The following is a 15716-nucleotide window of genomic DNA, read 5'->3' on the forward strand; positions in this document are numbered from 1 at the left end:
TGCCCACCGGATCTGCACCATGGATTTCAACGACCCCCGGTACAAGCCCTTCCCCCTGCCGGTGCGCGCCATCGGCCCTGGCTCGCAGGTGGAGGAAGAAGCGCTGCAATACCTCGAGATGCCCAAGGGCATGTCCACCTACCGGCCGCCGGTGCTGCCCGAGCGCGAGGAGGTCGCCGGCCTGTCGGCCGCCCACGAGGCCCTGCATGCGGTGCAGCGCGCGCTGCACCAGGTGCTCGAGGGCGGCACGCCCGCGCCGGTGTCGCTCGACCACCTCGGCCCGGCCGACCGCCAGCTGCTGAACCAGGTGCTCGGCGAAGGCGAGGTCAGCGCGCGCATCGACACCGGCGACGGGCGCGAGGTGCGCATCCAGGAGTCGGTGTTCACCGGCGTGTGGCGCATCGCGGTGTTCCGGGACGGCGAGCCGGTCGAGGACCGCATCGAGGTCGCCGCGGTGCCCTCGCTGGTCGGCGAGCAGGCGCGGCTGGACGCGACCGACGTGCGTGCCCTGGCCCTGCCCGAGGCCCTGCCGCCGGGCGTGATGAACGCGCCGTCGATCCTCACCGAGCTGTCCGACCAGGTGGCGCGCTGGACCCCGCAGCGGCCCACGCACGTGGTCAACCTGACGCTGCTGCCGCTGTCGCCCGAGGACCTGGCCTTCCTCGGCGAACGCCTGGGGCAGGGGCGCGTGGTGGTGCTGTCGCGCGGCTACGGCAACTGCCGCGTCACCAGCACGCGCGTGCCGCACTGCTGGCGGGTGGTCTACTACAACTCGCAGGACGCGGTGATCCTCGACACCATCGAGGTCACCGCGATGCCCGACGCGGTGCGCGCCGCGCCCGAGGACCTGCAGGACTCGGCCGAGCGCCTCGACGAGGTGCTGGCCTGGCTGACCGGAGCACCGTGATGGCCTGCGCCGACCAACCCCGCTTCGAGGGCAGCTACCTGGGCGACCGCAGCAGGCTGTCGCGCGACGCGCGCCTCGAATGCAAGATCTGCTGGTGGGTCTATGACCCGGCCGAGGGCGACCCGGTGTGGCAGATCCCGCCCGGCACCCCGTTCGCGGAGCTGCCGCCGCACTGGCGCTGCCCGCAGTGCGACGGCGACGCCGACCAGTTCATGGTGCTGGAATGAGCCGCAGCGCGCACGCCGCTCCCGCTGCCGATCCGTCGGGCCTGCTGGTGCAGGCTTACGGCCGCATCGCGCGCACGCGCATGGCCGGGCTGCCGATGTGCCACCCGGGGCTCGGCGTCGAGGCGGTGGGCTTCCACCACCGCACGCTGGACGGTGGCGAGGCCGGCTGGCTGGGCGTGCTGGTCACGCCCTGGTGCATGAACCTGGTCTGGCGGCCGGACGACCCGGCCTGCGTCGCCGCACCCGGCCGCGAGCGCACGCACCGCCTGGGCGAGGCGGACTACGGTTTCATCGGCGCGCAGGAAGACGGCATGGGGCGGTTCGAGGCCTGTTCGCTGTTCTCGCCGATGTTCGAGTTCGAGGACATGGCCGCGGCGCGCGCCGTGGCCGGCGAAGTGATGCGGCTGCTGCAGGCGCGCGAGGCCGCCGTGCCCGAGCAGCCCGCGCGGCGGCGCTTCCTGTTCGGCGGCGCGCGCCCGGGAGCGGCGGCATGACCGCGCCCCGCCTCGACGGCACCCTGCGGCTGCGGCCCGGTCGCGAGCCGCCGCACGGCATCGTCAACGGCCGCGCGCTGGCGCTGGCGCGCGTGTGCGTGGGCCTGGACGCGGCCCAGGTGCCGGCGCTGATGCCCCGCCTGTACGCGCTGTGCGGCGGCGCGCACGAACTCGCCGCGCGGCTGGCGCTGGAAGCCGCCGCCGGCCAGGCGCGCGTCGACGCGAGCGCAGCCCAGCGCCGGCAGCTGGCAGGCGCAGACGCTGCGCGAGCACCTGCGCCGCCTCTGGCTGGACTGGCCGCAGCCGCTGGCCGGGCAGCCGCCGCGACCGCAGGCGCTGGCCGCGCTGCGCGAGCTGTGGCAGGGCGACAGCGGGCATGCGGCCCGGGCCGCGGCCTGGGTCGCCGCGCACGCGCTCGGCATGGCGCCCGAGGCCTGGCTGGGTCGCCTGCAGGCCGAGCCCGGCTGGCTCGACGCCTGGATCGCCGACGCCCCCCAGGAGCCGGCGTGGCTGCTGCGCGAGGCCGCGCGCCTGCCGCTGCCCGAGGTGCCGGCGATGCCGGCCGTCGAGGACGTGCTCGGGCTGCCCGGTGCGCTCGCGGGCCTGGGCGCGCGCCTGCTCGACGAGCCGGGCTTCATGGTCCGCCCGGTGCTGCCCGACGGCCGCTGCGCGCAGACCGGCGCTGCGCCGCGCCTGCAGCGCGCCAGCGGCCGCCCGCGCCCTGCGAGCGTCGTCGCGCGGCTCGCGGCCGGCGTCGAGGAGGTCGCGCGGCTGGCCGCCGGCGAGGACCTGCTGCGCGCCTGGGCCGAGCCGCTGGGCGGGCAGGCCGCGGTGGCGGCGGTCGAGATGGCGCGCGGCGTGCTGCTGCACGCGGTCCGGCTCGACGCCGCGCAACGGGTGGCGGGCTACCATGTCGTCGCCCCCACCGAATGGAACTTCCACCCCGAAGGGGGCGTCGCGCGGGCGCTGGCCCGGCTGCGCGGCGACGAGGCCGGCATCGCGCGGCTGGCCGGCGCGCTGGCGACCGCCTTCGACCCCTGCGTGGCGTTCGAGGTGGCCGCCCGCACGGGTCCTGCGCGACGCGACACCATCCACGACGAGATCCACCATGCATGAACTGAGCCTGGCCGGCGGCATCCTGCGCATCGCCGAGGACGCGGTGGCCCGCGAAGGCGCGGTGCGGGTGCGGCGGCTCGTCGTCGAGGCGGGCGCGCTCAGTGCGGTGGACGTGCGTGCGCTGCGCTTCGCGCTGGAGTCGATCGCCTCGGGCACCTGCCTCGAACAAGCCGCGGTCGAGCTGCGCGAGGTGCCGGGCCAGGCCTGGTGCCTGGGCTGCAGCCGCACGGTGCCGATCCGGTCCCGCCTCGACGACTGTCCCGCCTGCGGCAGCGCCCGCCTGCAGCCGACCTCCGGCACCGAGCTGCGCGTGGTGGAGATGTACGTCGAGGACCTTCCGTCATCCGAGCCGGCCGGCGCGCCGGCGGCTCCCCTTGCCGAGGAGTGAAGCATGTGTGTCGTCTGCGGTTGCGCCAACGGCGCCGGTCCGGCCCCTGATCCCGTCCATGCCGCGGGGCAGGGCCACGACCACCATCACCACCACCACGATCACCACCACCATCATCACGATCCCCGTCACCACGACCACGCGCACGGCAACCTGCACTACGGCACCGGCGCGGCGCGCGTCTCGGTGCCCGGCATGAGCCAGGAGCGCGCGCTGCGCATCGAGCAGGACGTGCTGGGCGCGAACGACCGCATCGCGCGGGAGAACCGCCACCGCTTCGCCCAGCAGGGCGTGCTGGCGCTCAACCTGGTCTCCAGCCCCGGCTCGGGCAAGACGACGCTGCTGTGCGCGACGATCGAGCGCTTGCGCGCGCGCGACGCGCGGCTCTCCGTCGCGGTGATCGAGGGGGACCAGCAGACCACGAACGACGCCGAGCGCATCCGCGCCACCGGCGCGCCGGCGATCCAGGTCAACACCGGCAAGGGCTGCCACCTCGACGCCGAGATGGTGCGCGACGCCTTCGGGCGGTTGCCGATGGCCGGCAGCGGCATCCTGTTCATCGAGAACGTCGGCAACCTCGTGTGCCCCGCGCTGTGGGACCTGGGCGAGGCGGCCAAGGTCGCGGTGCTGTCGGTCACCGAAGGCGAGGACAAGCCGGCCAAGTACCCCGACATGTTCGCCGCGGCCTCGCTGATGATCCTCAACAAGACCGACCTGCTGCCGCACCTGCGCTTCGACGTGGAGCGGGCCATCGCGCACGCGCGCCGCGTCAACCCGCGCATCGAGGTGCTGCAGCTGTCGGCTACCACCGGCGAGGGCATGGACGCCTGGATCGGCTGGCTGCTGCACGCGCTGGACCATGCCGCCGGCCGCCCGCATCACCACCATCATCACCATCACCACGGCCATGCCCACGCGGCGCCCGCCGACGAGGTGGCCGCGCTGCGCGAGCGGCTGGCTGCGGCCGAGGCCGAACTGGCGCGCCTGAAGGCGGCGCAGGCGGCGGGGCGATGAGCGCGCTGGCGGCTTGCCTCGGCGTCGGCGCCTGGCTGAAGAACCGCGCCTGCCTGTGGGACGGGCGCCGGGCGCGCTGGTCGGCGCTGCACGGCGACCTGTCCGAGCCGCAGGCCTGCGAGGCGCTGGAGCGCTCCGCCGAGGCGCTGCTGGCCGAAGCGCGCGCGCAGGGGCTGGCGGTCGCCGCGGTCGCGCACGACCTGCATCCGGACTTCTTCAGCACCCGCCTCGCGCTGGAGCTGGCCGCGCGCCTGGGCGTGCCCGCGATCGGCGTGCAGCACCACCACGCGCACGTGGGCGTGGCGCTCGCGGAGCACGGCGTGGACGGGCCGGCGGTCGGGCTGGCGCTGGACGGCGTGGGCCTGGGCCATGACGGCCAGGCCTGGGGCGGCGAGCTGCTGTACGTCGGGCCCGGGCGGGAGCGGCGCCTCGGCCACCTGCGTCCGCTGGCGCTGCCCGGCGGCGACCGCGCCGCGCGTGAGCCGTGGCGCATGGCCGCGGCCGTGCTGCATGCGGCCGGACGCGGCGACGAGATCGTGCCGCGCCTGGCGCCGCGCGTCGGCGAGGCCGCCGCGGCCGGGGTCGCGCAGCTGCTCGCGCGCGGGCTGCACTGCCCGCCGACCAGCAGCGCCGGGCGCTGGTTCGACGCCGCTGCCGCGGTGCTGGGCCTGTGCGACCGCCAGCAGGACGAGGCCGAGGCGGCGGTCGCGCTGCAGCGCGCGGCCGAGCGGCACCTCGCGGCGCACGGCGCGACGCGCCCGCTCGATGGCGGCTGGCGCATCGACGCGGCCGGCCGGCTCGACCTGCTGCCGCTGCTGCAGCACCTGTGGGCCGCGCACGAGGCCGGCCAGCCCGCCGAGTCCGGCGCGGCGCTGTTCCACGCCACGCTCGGCGAGGCGCTCGTCGACTGGTGCGGCGATGCCGCCACGCGCTGCGGCGTGCGGCTGGCGGTGCTGTCGGGCGGCTGCTTCTACAACGTGCTGCTGCGCGAACAGGTCACGGCGGGCCTCGCGGCGCGGGGCCTGAAGGTGCTGTGGCCGCGCGACAGCGGTCCCGGCGATGCCGGCCTGGCGCTCGGCCAGGCCTGGGTCGCCCGCCATGCCCTGGCCGCCTCGCGCGATGCGCAGGGCGCTTCCTTCCTGAACGACGACAAGACCACGGAGGCCTGTCCATGTGCCTAGCCATACCTGCCCGGGTCGTTGAAACCGACGGCGCCGACGCCGTGGTCGACCTCGACGGCGTGCGCAAGCGCGTCAGCGTCGCGCTGCTCGACGGCGTCGCGCCGGGCGACTACGTCATCGTGCACGTCGGCCACGCGATCGGCCGGATCGACCCCGAAGAGGCCGAGCGCACGCTGGCGCTGTTTGCCGGGCAGTCCGCCGGGAGCACCGCATGAAGTACGTCGACGAGTTCCGCGACGGCGCGCTGGCGCGCCGCATCGCTGCCCAGCTCGAGGCCGAGGCCGACCCCGCGCGCTCCTACAGCTTCATGGAGTTCTGCGGCGGCCACACGCACGCGATCTCGCGCTACGGCGTCACCGACCTGCTGCCGCCCAACGTGCGCATGGTCCACGGACCGGGCTGCCCGGTGTGCGTGCTGCCGATCGGCCGCATCGACATGGCGCTCGCGCTCGCGCTGGAGCACAAGGCGATCGTCTGCACCTACGGCGACACCATGCGCGTGCCGGCCTCGGGGCAGCTGTCGCTGATGAAGGCCAAGGCGCGCGGCGCGGACATCCGCATGGTCTACAGCGCCGCCGACGCCCTGAAGGTGGCAGAGCAGCACCCGCAGCGCGAGGTGGTGTTCTTCGCGATCGGCTTCGAGACCACCACGCCGCCCACCGCGCTGGTGCTGCGCGAGGCCGACCGGCGGGGCCTGAAGAACTTCAGCGTGCTGTGCTGCCACGTGCTCACGCCCGCGGCGATCACGCACATCCTCGAGTCGCCCGAGGTGAAGCAGTACGGCACCGTGCCGCTGGACGGTTTCGTCGGCCCGGCGCACGTGTCCATCATCATCGGTACCGCGGCCTACGAGCCGTTTGCGCAGGCCTACCGCAAGCCGGTGGTGATCGCCGGCTTCGAACCGCTGGACGTGATGCAGGCCGTGCTGATGCTGGTGCGCCAGGTCAACGAGGGCCGGGCCGAGGTCGAGAACGAGTTCGTGCGCGCGGTCGACCGCACCGGCAACCGCATCGCTCAGCAGCTGATGGACGAGTGCTTCGAGCTGCGCCCGAGCTTCGAGTGGCGCGGCCTCGGCGAGGTGCCGCTGAGCGCGCTGCGCATCCGGCCCGCCTATGCGCACCTGGATGCCGAGGTGCGCTTCGGCCTGGACTACCGCGCCGCGCCGGACAACAAGGCCTGCGAGTGCGGCGCGATCCTGCGCGGCGTCAAGAAGCCCACCGACTGCAGGATCTTCGGCACCGTCTGCACGCCCGAGAACCCGGTGGGTGCCTGCATGGTGTCGAGCGAAGGCGCCTGCGCGGCGCACTACACCTACGGGCGCTTCAAGGACATCGCGATCCGCGCCGCCTGAGGAAAAACGAGATGACGAGAAAGTCCTACGTCCGCCCGCTGGACCTCAAGCACGGGCGCATCGACATGAACCACGGCGCGGGTGGCCGCGCCGCCGCGCAGCTGGTCGAGGAGCTGTTCATCGCGGCGTTCGCCGAGGCCGATGCCGGCCGCACGGCGCGCGGCGACGACGGCGCGGTGCTGCCGGCACCCGGCGGGCGCCTGGTGATGGCCACCGACGCGCACGTGGTCTCGCCGCTGTTCTTCCCCGGTGGCGACATCGGGTGCCTGGCGGTGCACGGCACCGTCAACGACGTCGCGATGATGGGTGCGGTGCCGCTGTACCTGAGCGCGAGCTTCATCCTCGAGGAGGGCTTTCCGCTGGCGGACCTCAAGCGCATCGTGCGGTCGATGGCGCACGCCGCGCGCGAGGCGGGCGTGGCCATCGTCACCGGCGACACCAAGGTGGTCGAGCAGGGCAAGGGCGACGGCGTGTTCATCAGCACCACGGGCGTGGGCGTGCTGCCGCCCGGTCGCGACCTCGGCGGCGCGCGTGCCCGCCCGGGCGACGCGGTGCTGCTGTCCGGGCCGATCGGCAGCCATGGCATGGCCATCCTGTCGCAGCGCGAGTCGCTCGGCTTCGAGCACGAGATCGTCTCGGACACCGCCGCGCTGCACGGCCTGGTCGCGCACATGCTGCAGCGCGTGCCCGGGGTGCGCGTGCTGCGCGACCCGACGCGCGGCGGCCTGGGCACCACGCTCAACGAGATCGCGGTGCAGTCCGGCGTGGGCATGCTGATCGACGAGGCGGCGATCGCCGTGCCGCCCCAGGTGGAGGCGGCCTGCGAGCTGCTGGGGCTGGACCCGCTGTACATCGCCAACGAAGGCAAGCTGGTCGCGATCTGCCCGCGCGAGGACGCGCTCGAGCTGCTGGCCGTGATGCGCGAGCACCCGCTCGCGCGCGAGGCCAGCCTGATCGGCGAGGTGATCGAGGACCCGCACCACTTCGTGCAGATGCGCACGCGCCTGGGCGGGCGCCGCGTGGTGGACTGGCTCTCCGGCGAGCCGCTGCCGCGCATCTGCTGAAGCCGCCATGGACGGACCGCGCAGCGCCTGCGCCACCGGTCCGTCGCGCGGCGCCGGCGCGCCCCGGCGCGTATCATCGACCCACCCCCATGCGCAGCCCCGAGGAGACAGTACCAGCATGCACAGCGTCCTCGTTGTAGACGACGAACGCCTGTCCGTCGAGGCCATCCGCCGCACCCTCGACGACGAGTTCGAAGTGCATGTCGCCTGCTCCGCCGACGAGGCGATGCAGGTGCTGCACGACCGCCAGGCGGCCACCGGCAGCGACGTGCCCGTCGACGTGATCCTGTGCGACCAGCGCATGCCGGGCACCACGGGCATCCAGTTCCTCAAGCAGGTGCGCCAGCTCTGGCCCGAGATCGCCCGCATCGTGATCTCCGGGCACACCGATGCCGAGGACATCATCGCCGGCATCAACGAGGCGGGCATCTACCAGTACGTGCTCAAGCCCTGGCTGCCCGACCAGCTGCGCGAGGTGGTCGCCAGCGCCGCCGAGGCACGCCGCCTGCAGCACGACGTGCGCCGCATCGAGCTGGAGATGCGTGCCGGCACCGGCGTGCTGCGCCAGCGCGTGCGCGCACGGCAGGAGCAGGTGGTGCTGCACCACGAGTTCTCGCGCCTGGTGCGCGCGCCGGGCAGCCCGCTGGACGAGGTCTGCCGCATGGCGCAGAAGGTCGCGCGCCACGACCTGCCGGTGCTGATCCAGGGCGAGTCCGGCACCGGCAAGGAGCTGCTCGCGCGCGCCATCCACTACAGCAGCCCGCGCGCCTCGGCCGCCTTCGTGCAGGAGAACTGCGCCGCGGTGCCCGACACGCTGCTCGAGTCCGAGCTGTTCGGCCACAAGCGCGGCGCCTTCACCGGCGCCTACCAGGACCACGTCGGCCTGTTCCAGCGCGCCAACGGCGGCACGATCTTCCTCGACGAGATCGGCGACACCTCGCCCACCTTCCAGGTCAAGCTGCTGCGCGTGTTGCAGGAAGGCGAGGTGCGGCCGGTGGGCGCCACGCAGGCGGTGGCGGTGGACGTGCGCGTGATCGCCGCGACCCACCGCGACCTGGAGGCCGAGGTGCGCGCCGGCCGCTTCCGCGAGGACCTGTACTACCGCCTGGCCGGGGTATCGCTGGCGCTGCCGCCCCTGCGCGAGCGGCCGATGGACCTGAAGCTGCTCGCCGAGACCCTGCTGCGGCAGGCGAGCGAGGACCTCTCCAAGCCCTGCGAGGGCTTCACCGATGAGGCCCTCGCCTGCCTGGTGGACTACCCCTGGCCCGGCAACATCCGCGAGCTGCGCAACGAGATCTACCGCGCGCTCGCGCTCAGCGACGAGCCGGTGATCGGTGCCAGCGTGCTGTCGCCGCGCGTGCTGCGCGGGCGCTCGGGTGCCGAGCTCAACGGCCACGGCACGCAGCCGGTGCGCCTGCCCGAGACCGGCAGCCTGCAGGAGCGGCTCGACGCGCTCGAGGCCGCCATCCTCAAGGAGACCCTGCTGCGCCTGCGCTGGAACAAGACCCACGCGGCGCGCGAGCTGGGCCTGTCGCGCGTCGGCCTGCGCCAGAAGCTGGTGCGCCTGGGCCTCGAGGAGAAATGACGATGGCCGCACCCGAGCCCTTCAACGTGCTGTGGCTGCAGTCGGGCGGCTGCGGCGGCTGCAGCATGTCGCTGCTGTGCGCCGACACGCCGGACTTCGACGCGCTGCTGCGCGATGCCGGCATCCGGCTGCTGTGGCACCCGGCGCTGTCCGAGGCCACCGGCGACGCGCTGCTCGCGCTGCTGGACGATTGCCTGGCCGGGCGCGTGCGGCTGGACGCGCTGTGCGTCGAGGGCTCGCTGCTGCGCGGCCCGCACGGCAGCGGCCGCTACCACCTGCTGGGCGGCACCGACCGGCCCATGCTGCACTGGGTGCAGGACCTGGCGCGCGTGGCACGCTACACCGTCGCGGTGGGCACCTGCGCCACCTACGGCGGCATCACCGCGGGCGGCCCCAACCCCACCGATGCCTGCGGCCTGCAGTACGAAGGCGCGGTGCGCGGCGGCGCGCTCGGGGCCGACTACACCTCGCGCGAGGGCTGGCCGGTCATCAACGTCGCCGGCTGCCCGACGCACCCCGACTGGGTGATCGAGACCCTGATGTCGCTGGCCGCGGGCCTGTGGGGGCCGCAGGCGCTGGACGCGCTCGGCCGGCCGCGCTTCTACGCCGACCACCTGGTGCACCACGGCTGCGCGCGCAACGAGTTCTACGAGTTCAAGGCCAGCGCCGAGAAGCCCTCGGACCTGGGCTGCCTGATGGAGCACATGGGCTGCAAGGGCACGCAGGCGCACGGCGACTGCAACATGCGGCTGTGGAACGGCACGGGCTCGTGCACGCGCGGCGGCTACGCCTGCATCAGCTGCACCGAGCCCGGCTTCGAGGCGCCCGGCCACCCCTTCCACCTGACGCCCAAGATCGCCGGCATCCCGATCGGGCTGCCGACCGACATGCCCAAGGCCTGGTTCGTCGCGCTCGCCTCGCTGTCCAAGTCCGCGACGCCGGCGCGCGTGCGCCAGAATGCGGTGGCCGACCACCAGGTGGTCGCACCGGCCATCCGCAAGACGACGCTGAAGTGAACGACACCCCCGCCCGCCGCCTCGTCGTCGGCCCGTTCAACCGGGTCGAAGGCGACCTCGAAGTGCGCCTGGACGTGGCCGGCGGCGTGGTGCGCCGCGCCGAGGTCAACGCGCCGATGTACCGCGGCTTCGAGCAGATGCTGCCGGGACGCCACCCGATGGACGCGCTGGTGATCGTGCCGCGCATCTGCGGCATCTGCTCGGTGTCGCAGTCGCTTGCGGCCGCGCGCGCGCTGGCCGCGCTGGCGGGGGCGGTGCCGCCGCCCAACGGGCTGCACGCGCTGAACATCCTCGGCGCGGTCGAGAACGTGGCCGACCACCTGACGCACTTCTACGTCTTCTTCATGCCCGACTTCGCGCGCGAGGTCTACGCGAAGGCCCCCTGGCACGAGGCGGTGCGGCGGCGCTTCGCGGCGCAGGCGGGCGAGGGCGCGCGCGCGGCGATCGTGGCACGCCAGCGCTGGTTCACGATCGTCGGCACGCTGGGCGGCAAGTGGCCGCACACGCAGTCGGTGCTGCCGGGCGGCTCGTCGCGCGCGATCGACGCGTCCGAGCGGCTGCGGCTGCTGGCGCGCGTGCGCGAGTTCCGGCAGTTCCTCGAGACCCAGACCTTCGCCAGCCCGCTGGAGGACGTGGCCTCGCTGGACAGCCGTGCCGCGCTGGACGCCTGGCGCGCCCGCGGTGGCGGCGACCTGCGCCTGTTCCTCGACCTCGTCGATGCGCTCGGGCTGGAGCGGCTCGGCCCCGGGCCGGGGCGCTACCTGAGCTACGGCGCCTACCCGCAGCCCGAGGGCGGCCACGCGCTGGCCGGCGGCTACTGGAACGGCAGCGCGGTCGAGCCGGTGGACCTGCAGCGCATCCGCGAGGACGTCAGCCATGCCTGGTACGCGGCGATGGAGCCGGCGCACCCGAGCGCGGGCGCGACGCTGCCGCAGATCGACAAGCCCGGCGCCTACAGCTGGGCCAAGGCGCCGCGCTACGGGGGCGAGGTGCTCGAGACCGGCGCGCTGGCGCGCCAGGTGGTCGCGGGGCATCCGCTCGTGCGCGCCGAGGCGCTGCGCACGGGCGGCAACGTCTACACCCGCGTGCTCGCCCGCCTGCTCGAGATGGCGCGCGTGGTGCCGATGATCGAAGCCTGGCTGCAGGCCATCGTGCCCGGCGAGCCGTTCCACGCGCCCGGCGCCGCCACGCTGCCCGGCGACGGCCAGGCGCTCGGCACCAACGAAGCCGCGCGCGGCAGCCTGCTGCACGCGCTGGCGGTGCGCGACGGCCGCATCACCCGCTACCAGATCGTCGCCCCCACCACCTGGAACTTCTCGCCGCGCGACGCCGCTGGCGTGCCCGGGCCGCTGGAGGCGGCGCTGGCGGGCACGCCGGTGCAGCCCGGCGAGGACACGCCGGTCGCGGTGCAGCACGTGGTGCGCTCGTTCGACCCGTGCATGGTGTGCACCGTCCACTGATCCCGCTTGCCCATGGAACGCTTCACGATCTCCCTGGACCACGAACTGGCCGACGAATTCGACCGGCTCATCGCGCGCCGCGGCTATGCCAACCGCTCCGAGGCGGTGCGCGACCTGATCCGCCGCGAGCTGGAGGCCGACCGGCTCGCGCAGGCGCAGGCGCCCTGGTGCGTCGCCACGGTGAGCTACGTCTACAACCACCACGAGCGCAGCCTGGCCGGGCGGCTGGCGCACCTGCAGCACGAGCACCACGACGTCGCGGTGGCGACCATGCACGCGCACCTCGACCACGAGCACTGCCTGGAGACGATGATGCTCAAGGGGCCGACTGCCGCGGTGCGCGCCTGCGCCGACGCGCTGGTGGCCGAGCGCGGCGTGCGCCACGGGCACGTGCACCTGGTGCCGATCGAGGTCGAGCACGGGCCGCATCCGCACGGCCACGACCACCACGGTGGGCCGGGCCACCAGCACGCGCGGCCGACCACCTGAGGCGCGCGGCGGCTCAGCGCAGCCGCGGCAGCTCGACGCGGAACTCCGCGCCGTCGGGGCGGGGGTGCGCGGTCAGCCGGCCGCCGTGGCGCTCGACGATGCCGTAGCTGATCGACAGCCCGAGCCCGGTGCCCTTGCCGACCGGCTTGGTGGTGAAGAACGGGTCGAAGATCCGGTGCACCAGGTCGGGCGGGATGCCCGGGCCGTTGTCGCGGAAGCTCAGCACCACGCGGTCCTCGCTGCACTGCGCCTCGATGCGCAGCTCGGGCGAGGGCACGCCCGCGGTGGTGACCGCGTCCATCGCGTTCTGGATCAGGTTCATGAACACCTGCAGCAGCTGCCCCGCCGAGCCATGCACGCACACGCCCGGCGCGCCCTGCCAGTGCACGTTGAAGCCGTTGGCCGCGGCCGCGCCCTTGCCGACCCAGTGGATCGCGCGCTGCACCACCGCGTCCAGCTCGACCGGCTGGAACTCCTCGCGGTCCACCGCCGAGAAGCGCTTCAGGCCGTTGACGATCTCGGCGGTGCGCGTCGCGCCTTCGATGGTGCCGTCGATCAGCGAGGGCATGTCGGCCAGCATGTGGTCGATGCGCAGCTGCTGGCGCAGCGCCTGCAGCTGCCGCGCGTCCTGCCCGGCATGCACCGCGTCGATGTAGGCTGCGATGCGCTCGCAATAGCGCTTGAGCGCATGCACGTTGCCGAGCACGAAGCTGATCGGGTTGTTCAGCTCGTGCGCGACGCCGGCCACCAGCAGGCCGAGCGAGGCCATCTTCTCGGAATGCAGCAGCTGCTGCTGGGTGCGCTTGAGCGCCTCGTGCGCTTCCTGCAGCTGCTGGTAGGCGCGGCGCAGCTCACCCACCGGCCGCCCGACGAACACGTGGCCGAGCCGCACGCCGGCGCCGTCGTGCCGCGGCGAGCAGCGCACCTCGACCGGCACGGCCTGGCCGCTGGCATCGCGCAGGTGCAGCTCCACCGGCTCGCGGTCGGACGGCAGCCCCGGGGCGGCGGCACGCGCCATCATCTCGTGCACCCGGTCGGCTTCCGCCTCGGGATGCGCCAGCAGCTCCTGCACCGGGCGGCCGATCAGCTCCTCCTCGCGCTTGCCGCACAGCGTGCGCAGCGCCTCGTTGGTCTCCTGGATCTCGCCGGCCTCGGAGCAGGCCACCACCAGGTCCGACATCGCGCCCAGCACGCTGAAGATGAACTGGTGCGACTGCTCCAGCTCGGCGTTCTTGCGCTCCAGCTCGATCTCGTCCTGGATCAGCTGGGAGTACACCTCATCCATCTTCTGGATGACTTCCAGCCAGGCGGCCTCGTCCATGCCCTCGCCGGAGGCGGGCAGGGGCAGGTCGGGCAGCGACAGCGAAGGCGGGGTCTTGCGGGTCACGGCGTCCAAGAATAGCGCGCGGCGGGAGCCGGCGCCGGCTGCAGCCTGCCGTCGCGCAGTGCCAGCCGCCGGTGGGTCACGGCCTGCAGGAAGGCCGCATCGTGCGAGACCACCAGCATGGCCTGCGGCAGCGCTTGCAGCAGCGCCGCGAGGTGCTCCTGGGCGCGCTCGTCCAGCCCGGTGGTCGGCTCGTCGAGCAGCAGGACCTCGGGTTCCATCGCGAGCAGACCGGCCAGCGCGACCAGGCGCTTCTCGCCACCCGACAGGTGCGGGATCGGGCGCTCGCGCAGGTGTTCCAGCCCCAGGCGCGCCAGCGTGCGCGCGACCACCTCGCGCACCTGCGCGGCCGGCAGCCCCTGGTTGAGCGGACCGAACGCCACGTCCTCCTCGACGGTGGGGCAGAACAGCTGGTCGTCGCTGTCCTGGAACAGCAGCCCGACGCGCCCGCGCAGCGGCGCGAAGTCGCGCTCGTCGCGGCAGCGCGTGCCCAGCAGCTCGATCGTGCCGTCCTGCGCGGGCAGCAGGCCCATCAGCACCTGCAGCAGCGTGGACTTGCCGCTGCCGTTGGCACCGGCCAGGCCCAGGCGCTCGCCGGCGTGCAGCGCCAGCGTCACGTCCTCGAGCAGCGGGCGCCGCGGCGCGTGGCGAAAGCGCAGCGCCTCGACGCGCAGCAGCACCGGCGCGGCTGCGGCGTTCATGGCGCGCCCCACTCCAGCAGCGCGAGCGCCGCGGCGAAGCCGGCCGCGAACGCGGCATCGCGCCAGCCGGCGCGGAAGTGGTGCAGCACCGGGAACTTCCCCTGCCAGCCGCGGCAGCGCATCGCCATCTCGATGCGCCGCGCGCGCTCGACGCTGTGGCCCACCAGCGCGGCGACCAGGTAGCCCGCGCTGCGCAGCGTGTGGCGGTCCAGCCGGGGCCGGTGGCCGCGCGCGCGCATCGCGCGCGCCAGGCGCAGGCGCGTCTCGTGCAGCACGCCGACGTAGCGCAGCGCGAACATCAGCAGGCGCACCAGCTTGTCCGGCACCTTCAGGTGCAGCAGCGCGTGCGCGAGCGTGGCCGGCTCGACCGGCGCGACCAGCGCGGCGAACAGCAGCATCAGGGTGTTGCCGGTCAGCACCACGACGGCGGCGCGCTGCACGCCCTCGGCGCTGGCGCTCCAGCCGCCGAGCTGCCACAGCGGCGCGCCGGCCACGCTGAACGGCAGCGTGACGGCAGCCACCAGCAGGAAGCCGTTGAGCGCCAGCGCGGCGCGCCGCAGCCGGCGCCGCTCCAGCGGCGCCGCCAGCGCCAGCAGCGCGGCGAGCGCGCAGGCCCCGGCCAGCGCGGGCACGCCGGGCGCACGCGCGGTCCACAGGCTCGCGGCGAGCAGCGCCAGCAGCCGCACGCGCGGGTCCAGGCGGTGCAGGAAGGCGGCGGCCCTGCTCATCCGGCCAGGCCCGCGCGCAGCAGCGCCGGCCGCGAGCGCGCCAGCGACGAGACGATGGCCGCGGTCACCGCGGCTTCCACCGCCATCACCGGCAGGTGCGCGACGATCACGGTGCCGATCAGCGGCAGGAACGCGCGGCCGCCGGCCAGCCACAGCGCCAGCGCCATCAGGGCCGTGCCCAGCGCGATCGCCAGCGCGCCGCACAGCGCGCCGCGCCAGGCCGCCGCGCGCACGCCGGCCGGCTCGCCGCCGAGCCGGTACAGCAGCGCGCAGGCCAGCGCCGGGGCGGCCATCACGACGGTGTTGACGCCCAGCGTCGTGAGCCCGCCGTAGCCGAAGAACAGCGACTGCATCAGCAGCGCGACCAGGATCACCGGCACCGCCGCCCAGCCCAGCAGCACGCCGCACAGGCCGTTGAGCACCAGGTGCACGCTGCCCGCGCCCACCGGCAGGTGGATCAGCGAGGCCACGAAGAACATCGCGCACAGCAGGCCCGCCAGCGGGATGCGCTCGTCGGGCAGCCGGCGCAGGCCCACGGCCACGCCCGCGGCCGCCAGCAGCGCGCCGCCGCCGAGCACGGGCAGGGTCAGCACACCTTCGGCCAGATGCAT

The 15716-nt window shown here is 74.3% G+C and carries 18 protein-coding genes; 14 read left to right on the top strand and 4 right to left on the bottom strand.

Annotation, left to right across the window (positions count from 1 at the left end):
- Positions 1–19: 19 nt before the first annotated feature.
- From IS481_RS01145 to nikR, 14 genes are all read left to right on the top strand, one after another.
- Entirely contained in the window at positions 20–907 is an 888-nt protein-coding gene (locus IS481_RS01145) for a hydrogenase expression/formation protein (protein WP_104357443.1), read from the top strand.
- Positions 907–1134 carry a rubredoxin gene (locus tag IS481_RS01150; RefSeq protein ID WP_104357444.1) on the top strand — a complete coding sequence of 76 codons (228 nt, stop codon included), beginning with the start codon at positions 907–909 and terminating at the stop codon, positions 1132–1134. The genes IS481_RS01145 and IS481_RS01150 overlap by 1 nt, the downstream gene beginning before the upstream one ends.
- Positions 1131–1628 carry a [NiFe]-hydrogenase assembly chaperone HybE gene (hybE, locus tag IS481_RS01155; protein ID WP_104357445.1) on the top strand — a complete coding sequence of 166 codons (498 nt, stop codon included), beginning with the start codon at positions 1131–1133 and terminating at the stop codon, positions 1626–1628. Before IS481_RS01150 ends, hybE begins: the two co-directional genes overlap by 4 nt.
- A 420-nt stretch (positions 1629–2048) precedes the next feature.
- Positions 2049–2744: a hypothetical protein gene (locus IS481_RS01160; protein ID WP_194963326.1), complete on the top strand. Its 696-nt coding sequence runs from the start codon at positions 2049–2051 to the stop codon at positions 2742–2744.
- The gene (locus tag IS481_RS01165) at positions 2737–3132 is read left to right on the top strand and encodes a hydrogenase maturation nickel metallochaperone HypA/HybF (RefSeq protein ID WP_104357447.1); all 396 of its coding nucleotides are present in this window, start codon (positions 2737–2739) and stop codon (positions 3130–3132) included. The genes IS481_RS01160 and IS481_RS01165 overlap by 8 nt, the downstream gene beginning before the upstream one ends.
- 3 nt (positions 3133–3135) lie before the next feature.
- Positions 3136–4146 carry a hydrogenase nickel incorporation protein HypB gene (gene hypB, locus IS481_RS01170; protein ID WP_104357448.1) on the top strand — a complete coding sequence of 337 codons (1011 nt, stop codon included), beginning with the start codon at positions 3136–3138 and terminating at the stop codon, positions 4144–4146.
- Positions 4143–5327, top strand: a complete 1185-nt coding sequence (locus IS481_RS01175; protein WP_170067461.1) for a Kae1-like domain-containing protein — start codon at positions 4143–4145, stop codon at positions 5325–5327. Before hypB ends, IS481_RS01175 begins: the two co-directional genes overlap by 4 nt.
- On the top strand, positions 5318–5542 hold the full coding sequence (locus IS481_RS01180; protein WP_104357449.1) for a HypC/HybG/HupF family hydrogenase formation chaperone: 225 nt from the start codon (positions 5318–5320) through the stop codon (positions 5540–5542). Before IS481_RS01175 ends, IS481_RS01180 begins: the two co-directional genes overlap by 10 nt.
- The gene (gene hypD / locus IS481_RS01185) at positions 5539–6678 is read left to right on the top strand and encodes a hydrogenase formation protein HypD (protein ID WP_104357450.1); all 1140 of its coding nucleotides are present in this window, start codon (positions 5539–5541) and stop codon (positions 6676–6678) included. The genes IS481_RS01180 and hypD overlap by 4 nt, the downstream gene beginning before the upstream one ends.
- 11 nt (positions 6679–6689) lie before the next feature.
- Entirely contained in the window at positions 6690–7742 is a 1053-nt protein-coding gene (hypE, locus tag IS481_RS01190) for a hydrogenase expression/formation protein HypE (RefSeq protein ID WP_104357451.1), read from the top strand.
- Between the two features lie 118 nt (positions 7743–7860).
- Positions 7861–9327 carry a sigma-54-dependent transcriptional regulator gene (locus IS481_RS01195; protein WP_104357452.1) on the top strand — a complete coding sequence of 489 codons (1467 nt, stop codon included), beginning with the start codon at positions 7861–7863 and terminating at the stop codon, positions 9325–9327.
- A complete protein-coding gene (locus IS481_RS01200) occupies positions 9324–10343 on the top strand; it encodes an NADH-quinone oxidoreductase subunit B family protein (RefSeq protein WP_104357453.1) in 1020 nt (339 codons plus the stop codon). Before IS481_RS01195 ends, IS481_RS01200 begins: the two co-directional genes overlap by 4 nt.
- Positions 10340–11803 (top strand): nickel-dependent hydrogenase large subunit, encoded by a 1464-nt coding sequence (locus IS481_RS01205; RefSeq protein WP_104357454.1) that lies wholly within the window; start codon positions 10340–10342, stop codon positions 11801–11803. Before IS481_RS01200 ends, IS481_RS01205 begins: the two co-directional genes overlap by 4 nt.
- 12 nt (positions 11804–11815) lie before the next feature.
- The gene (gene nikR / locus IS481_RS01210; RefSeq protein WP_104357455.1) at positions 11816–12292 is read left to right on the top strand and encodes a nickel-responsive transcriptional regulator NikR; all 477 of its coding nucleotides are present in this window, start codon (positions 11816–11818) and stop codon (positions 12290–12292) included.
- Positions 12293–12305: 13 nt separating this feature from the next.
- Here nikR and IS481_RS01215 read toward each other — a convergent pair whose 3' ends face one another.
- From IS481_RS01215 to cbiM, 4 genes are read right to left on the bottom strand one after another with little or no spacing between them, the layout of a single operon-like run.
- Complete coding sequence (locus IS481_RS01215; RefSeq protein WP_336470036.1) at positions 12306–13679, bottom strand: PAS domain-containing sensor histidine kinase; 1374 nt, start codon at positions 13677–13679, stop codon at positions 12306–12308.
- Positions 13676–14377, bottom strand: coding sequence for an energy-coupling factor ABC transporter ATP-binding protein (locus IS481_RS01220; protein ID WP_104357456.1), 702 nt, complete (start codon positions 14375–14377; stop codon positions 13676–13678). The genes IS481_RS01215 and IS481_RS01220 overlap by 4 nt, the downstream gene beginning before the upstream one ends.
- The gene (locus tag IS481_RS01225; protein WP_104357457.1) at positions 14374–15105 is read right to left on the bottom strand and encodes an energy-coupling factor transporter transmembrane component T family protein; all 732 of its coding nucleotides are present in this window, start codon (positions 15103–15105) and stop codon (positions 14374–14376) included. The genes IS481_RS01220 and IS481_RS01225 overlap by 4 nt, the downstream gene beginning before the upstream one ends.
- Positions 15102–15716: a cobalt transporter CbiM gene (gene cbiM, locus IS481_RS01230; RefSeq protein WP_104357458.1), complete on the bottom strand. Its 615-nt coding sequence runs from the start codon at positions 15714–15716 to the stop codon at positions 15102–15104. Before cbiM ends, IS481_RS01225 begins: the two co-directional genes overlap by 4 nt.

Origin of the sequence: Caldimonas thermodepolymerans (genome assembly GCF_015476235.1) — a bacterium.
Classification (GTDB): Bacteria; Pseudomonadota; Gammaproteobacteria; order Burkholderiales; family Burkholderiaceae_C; genus Caldimonas; species Caldimonas thermodepolymerans.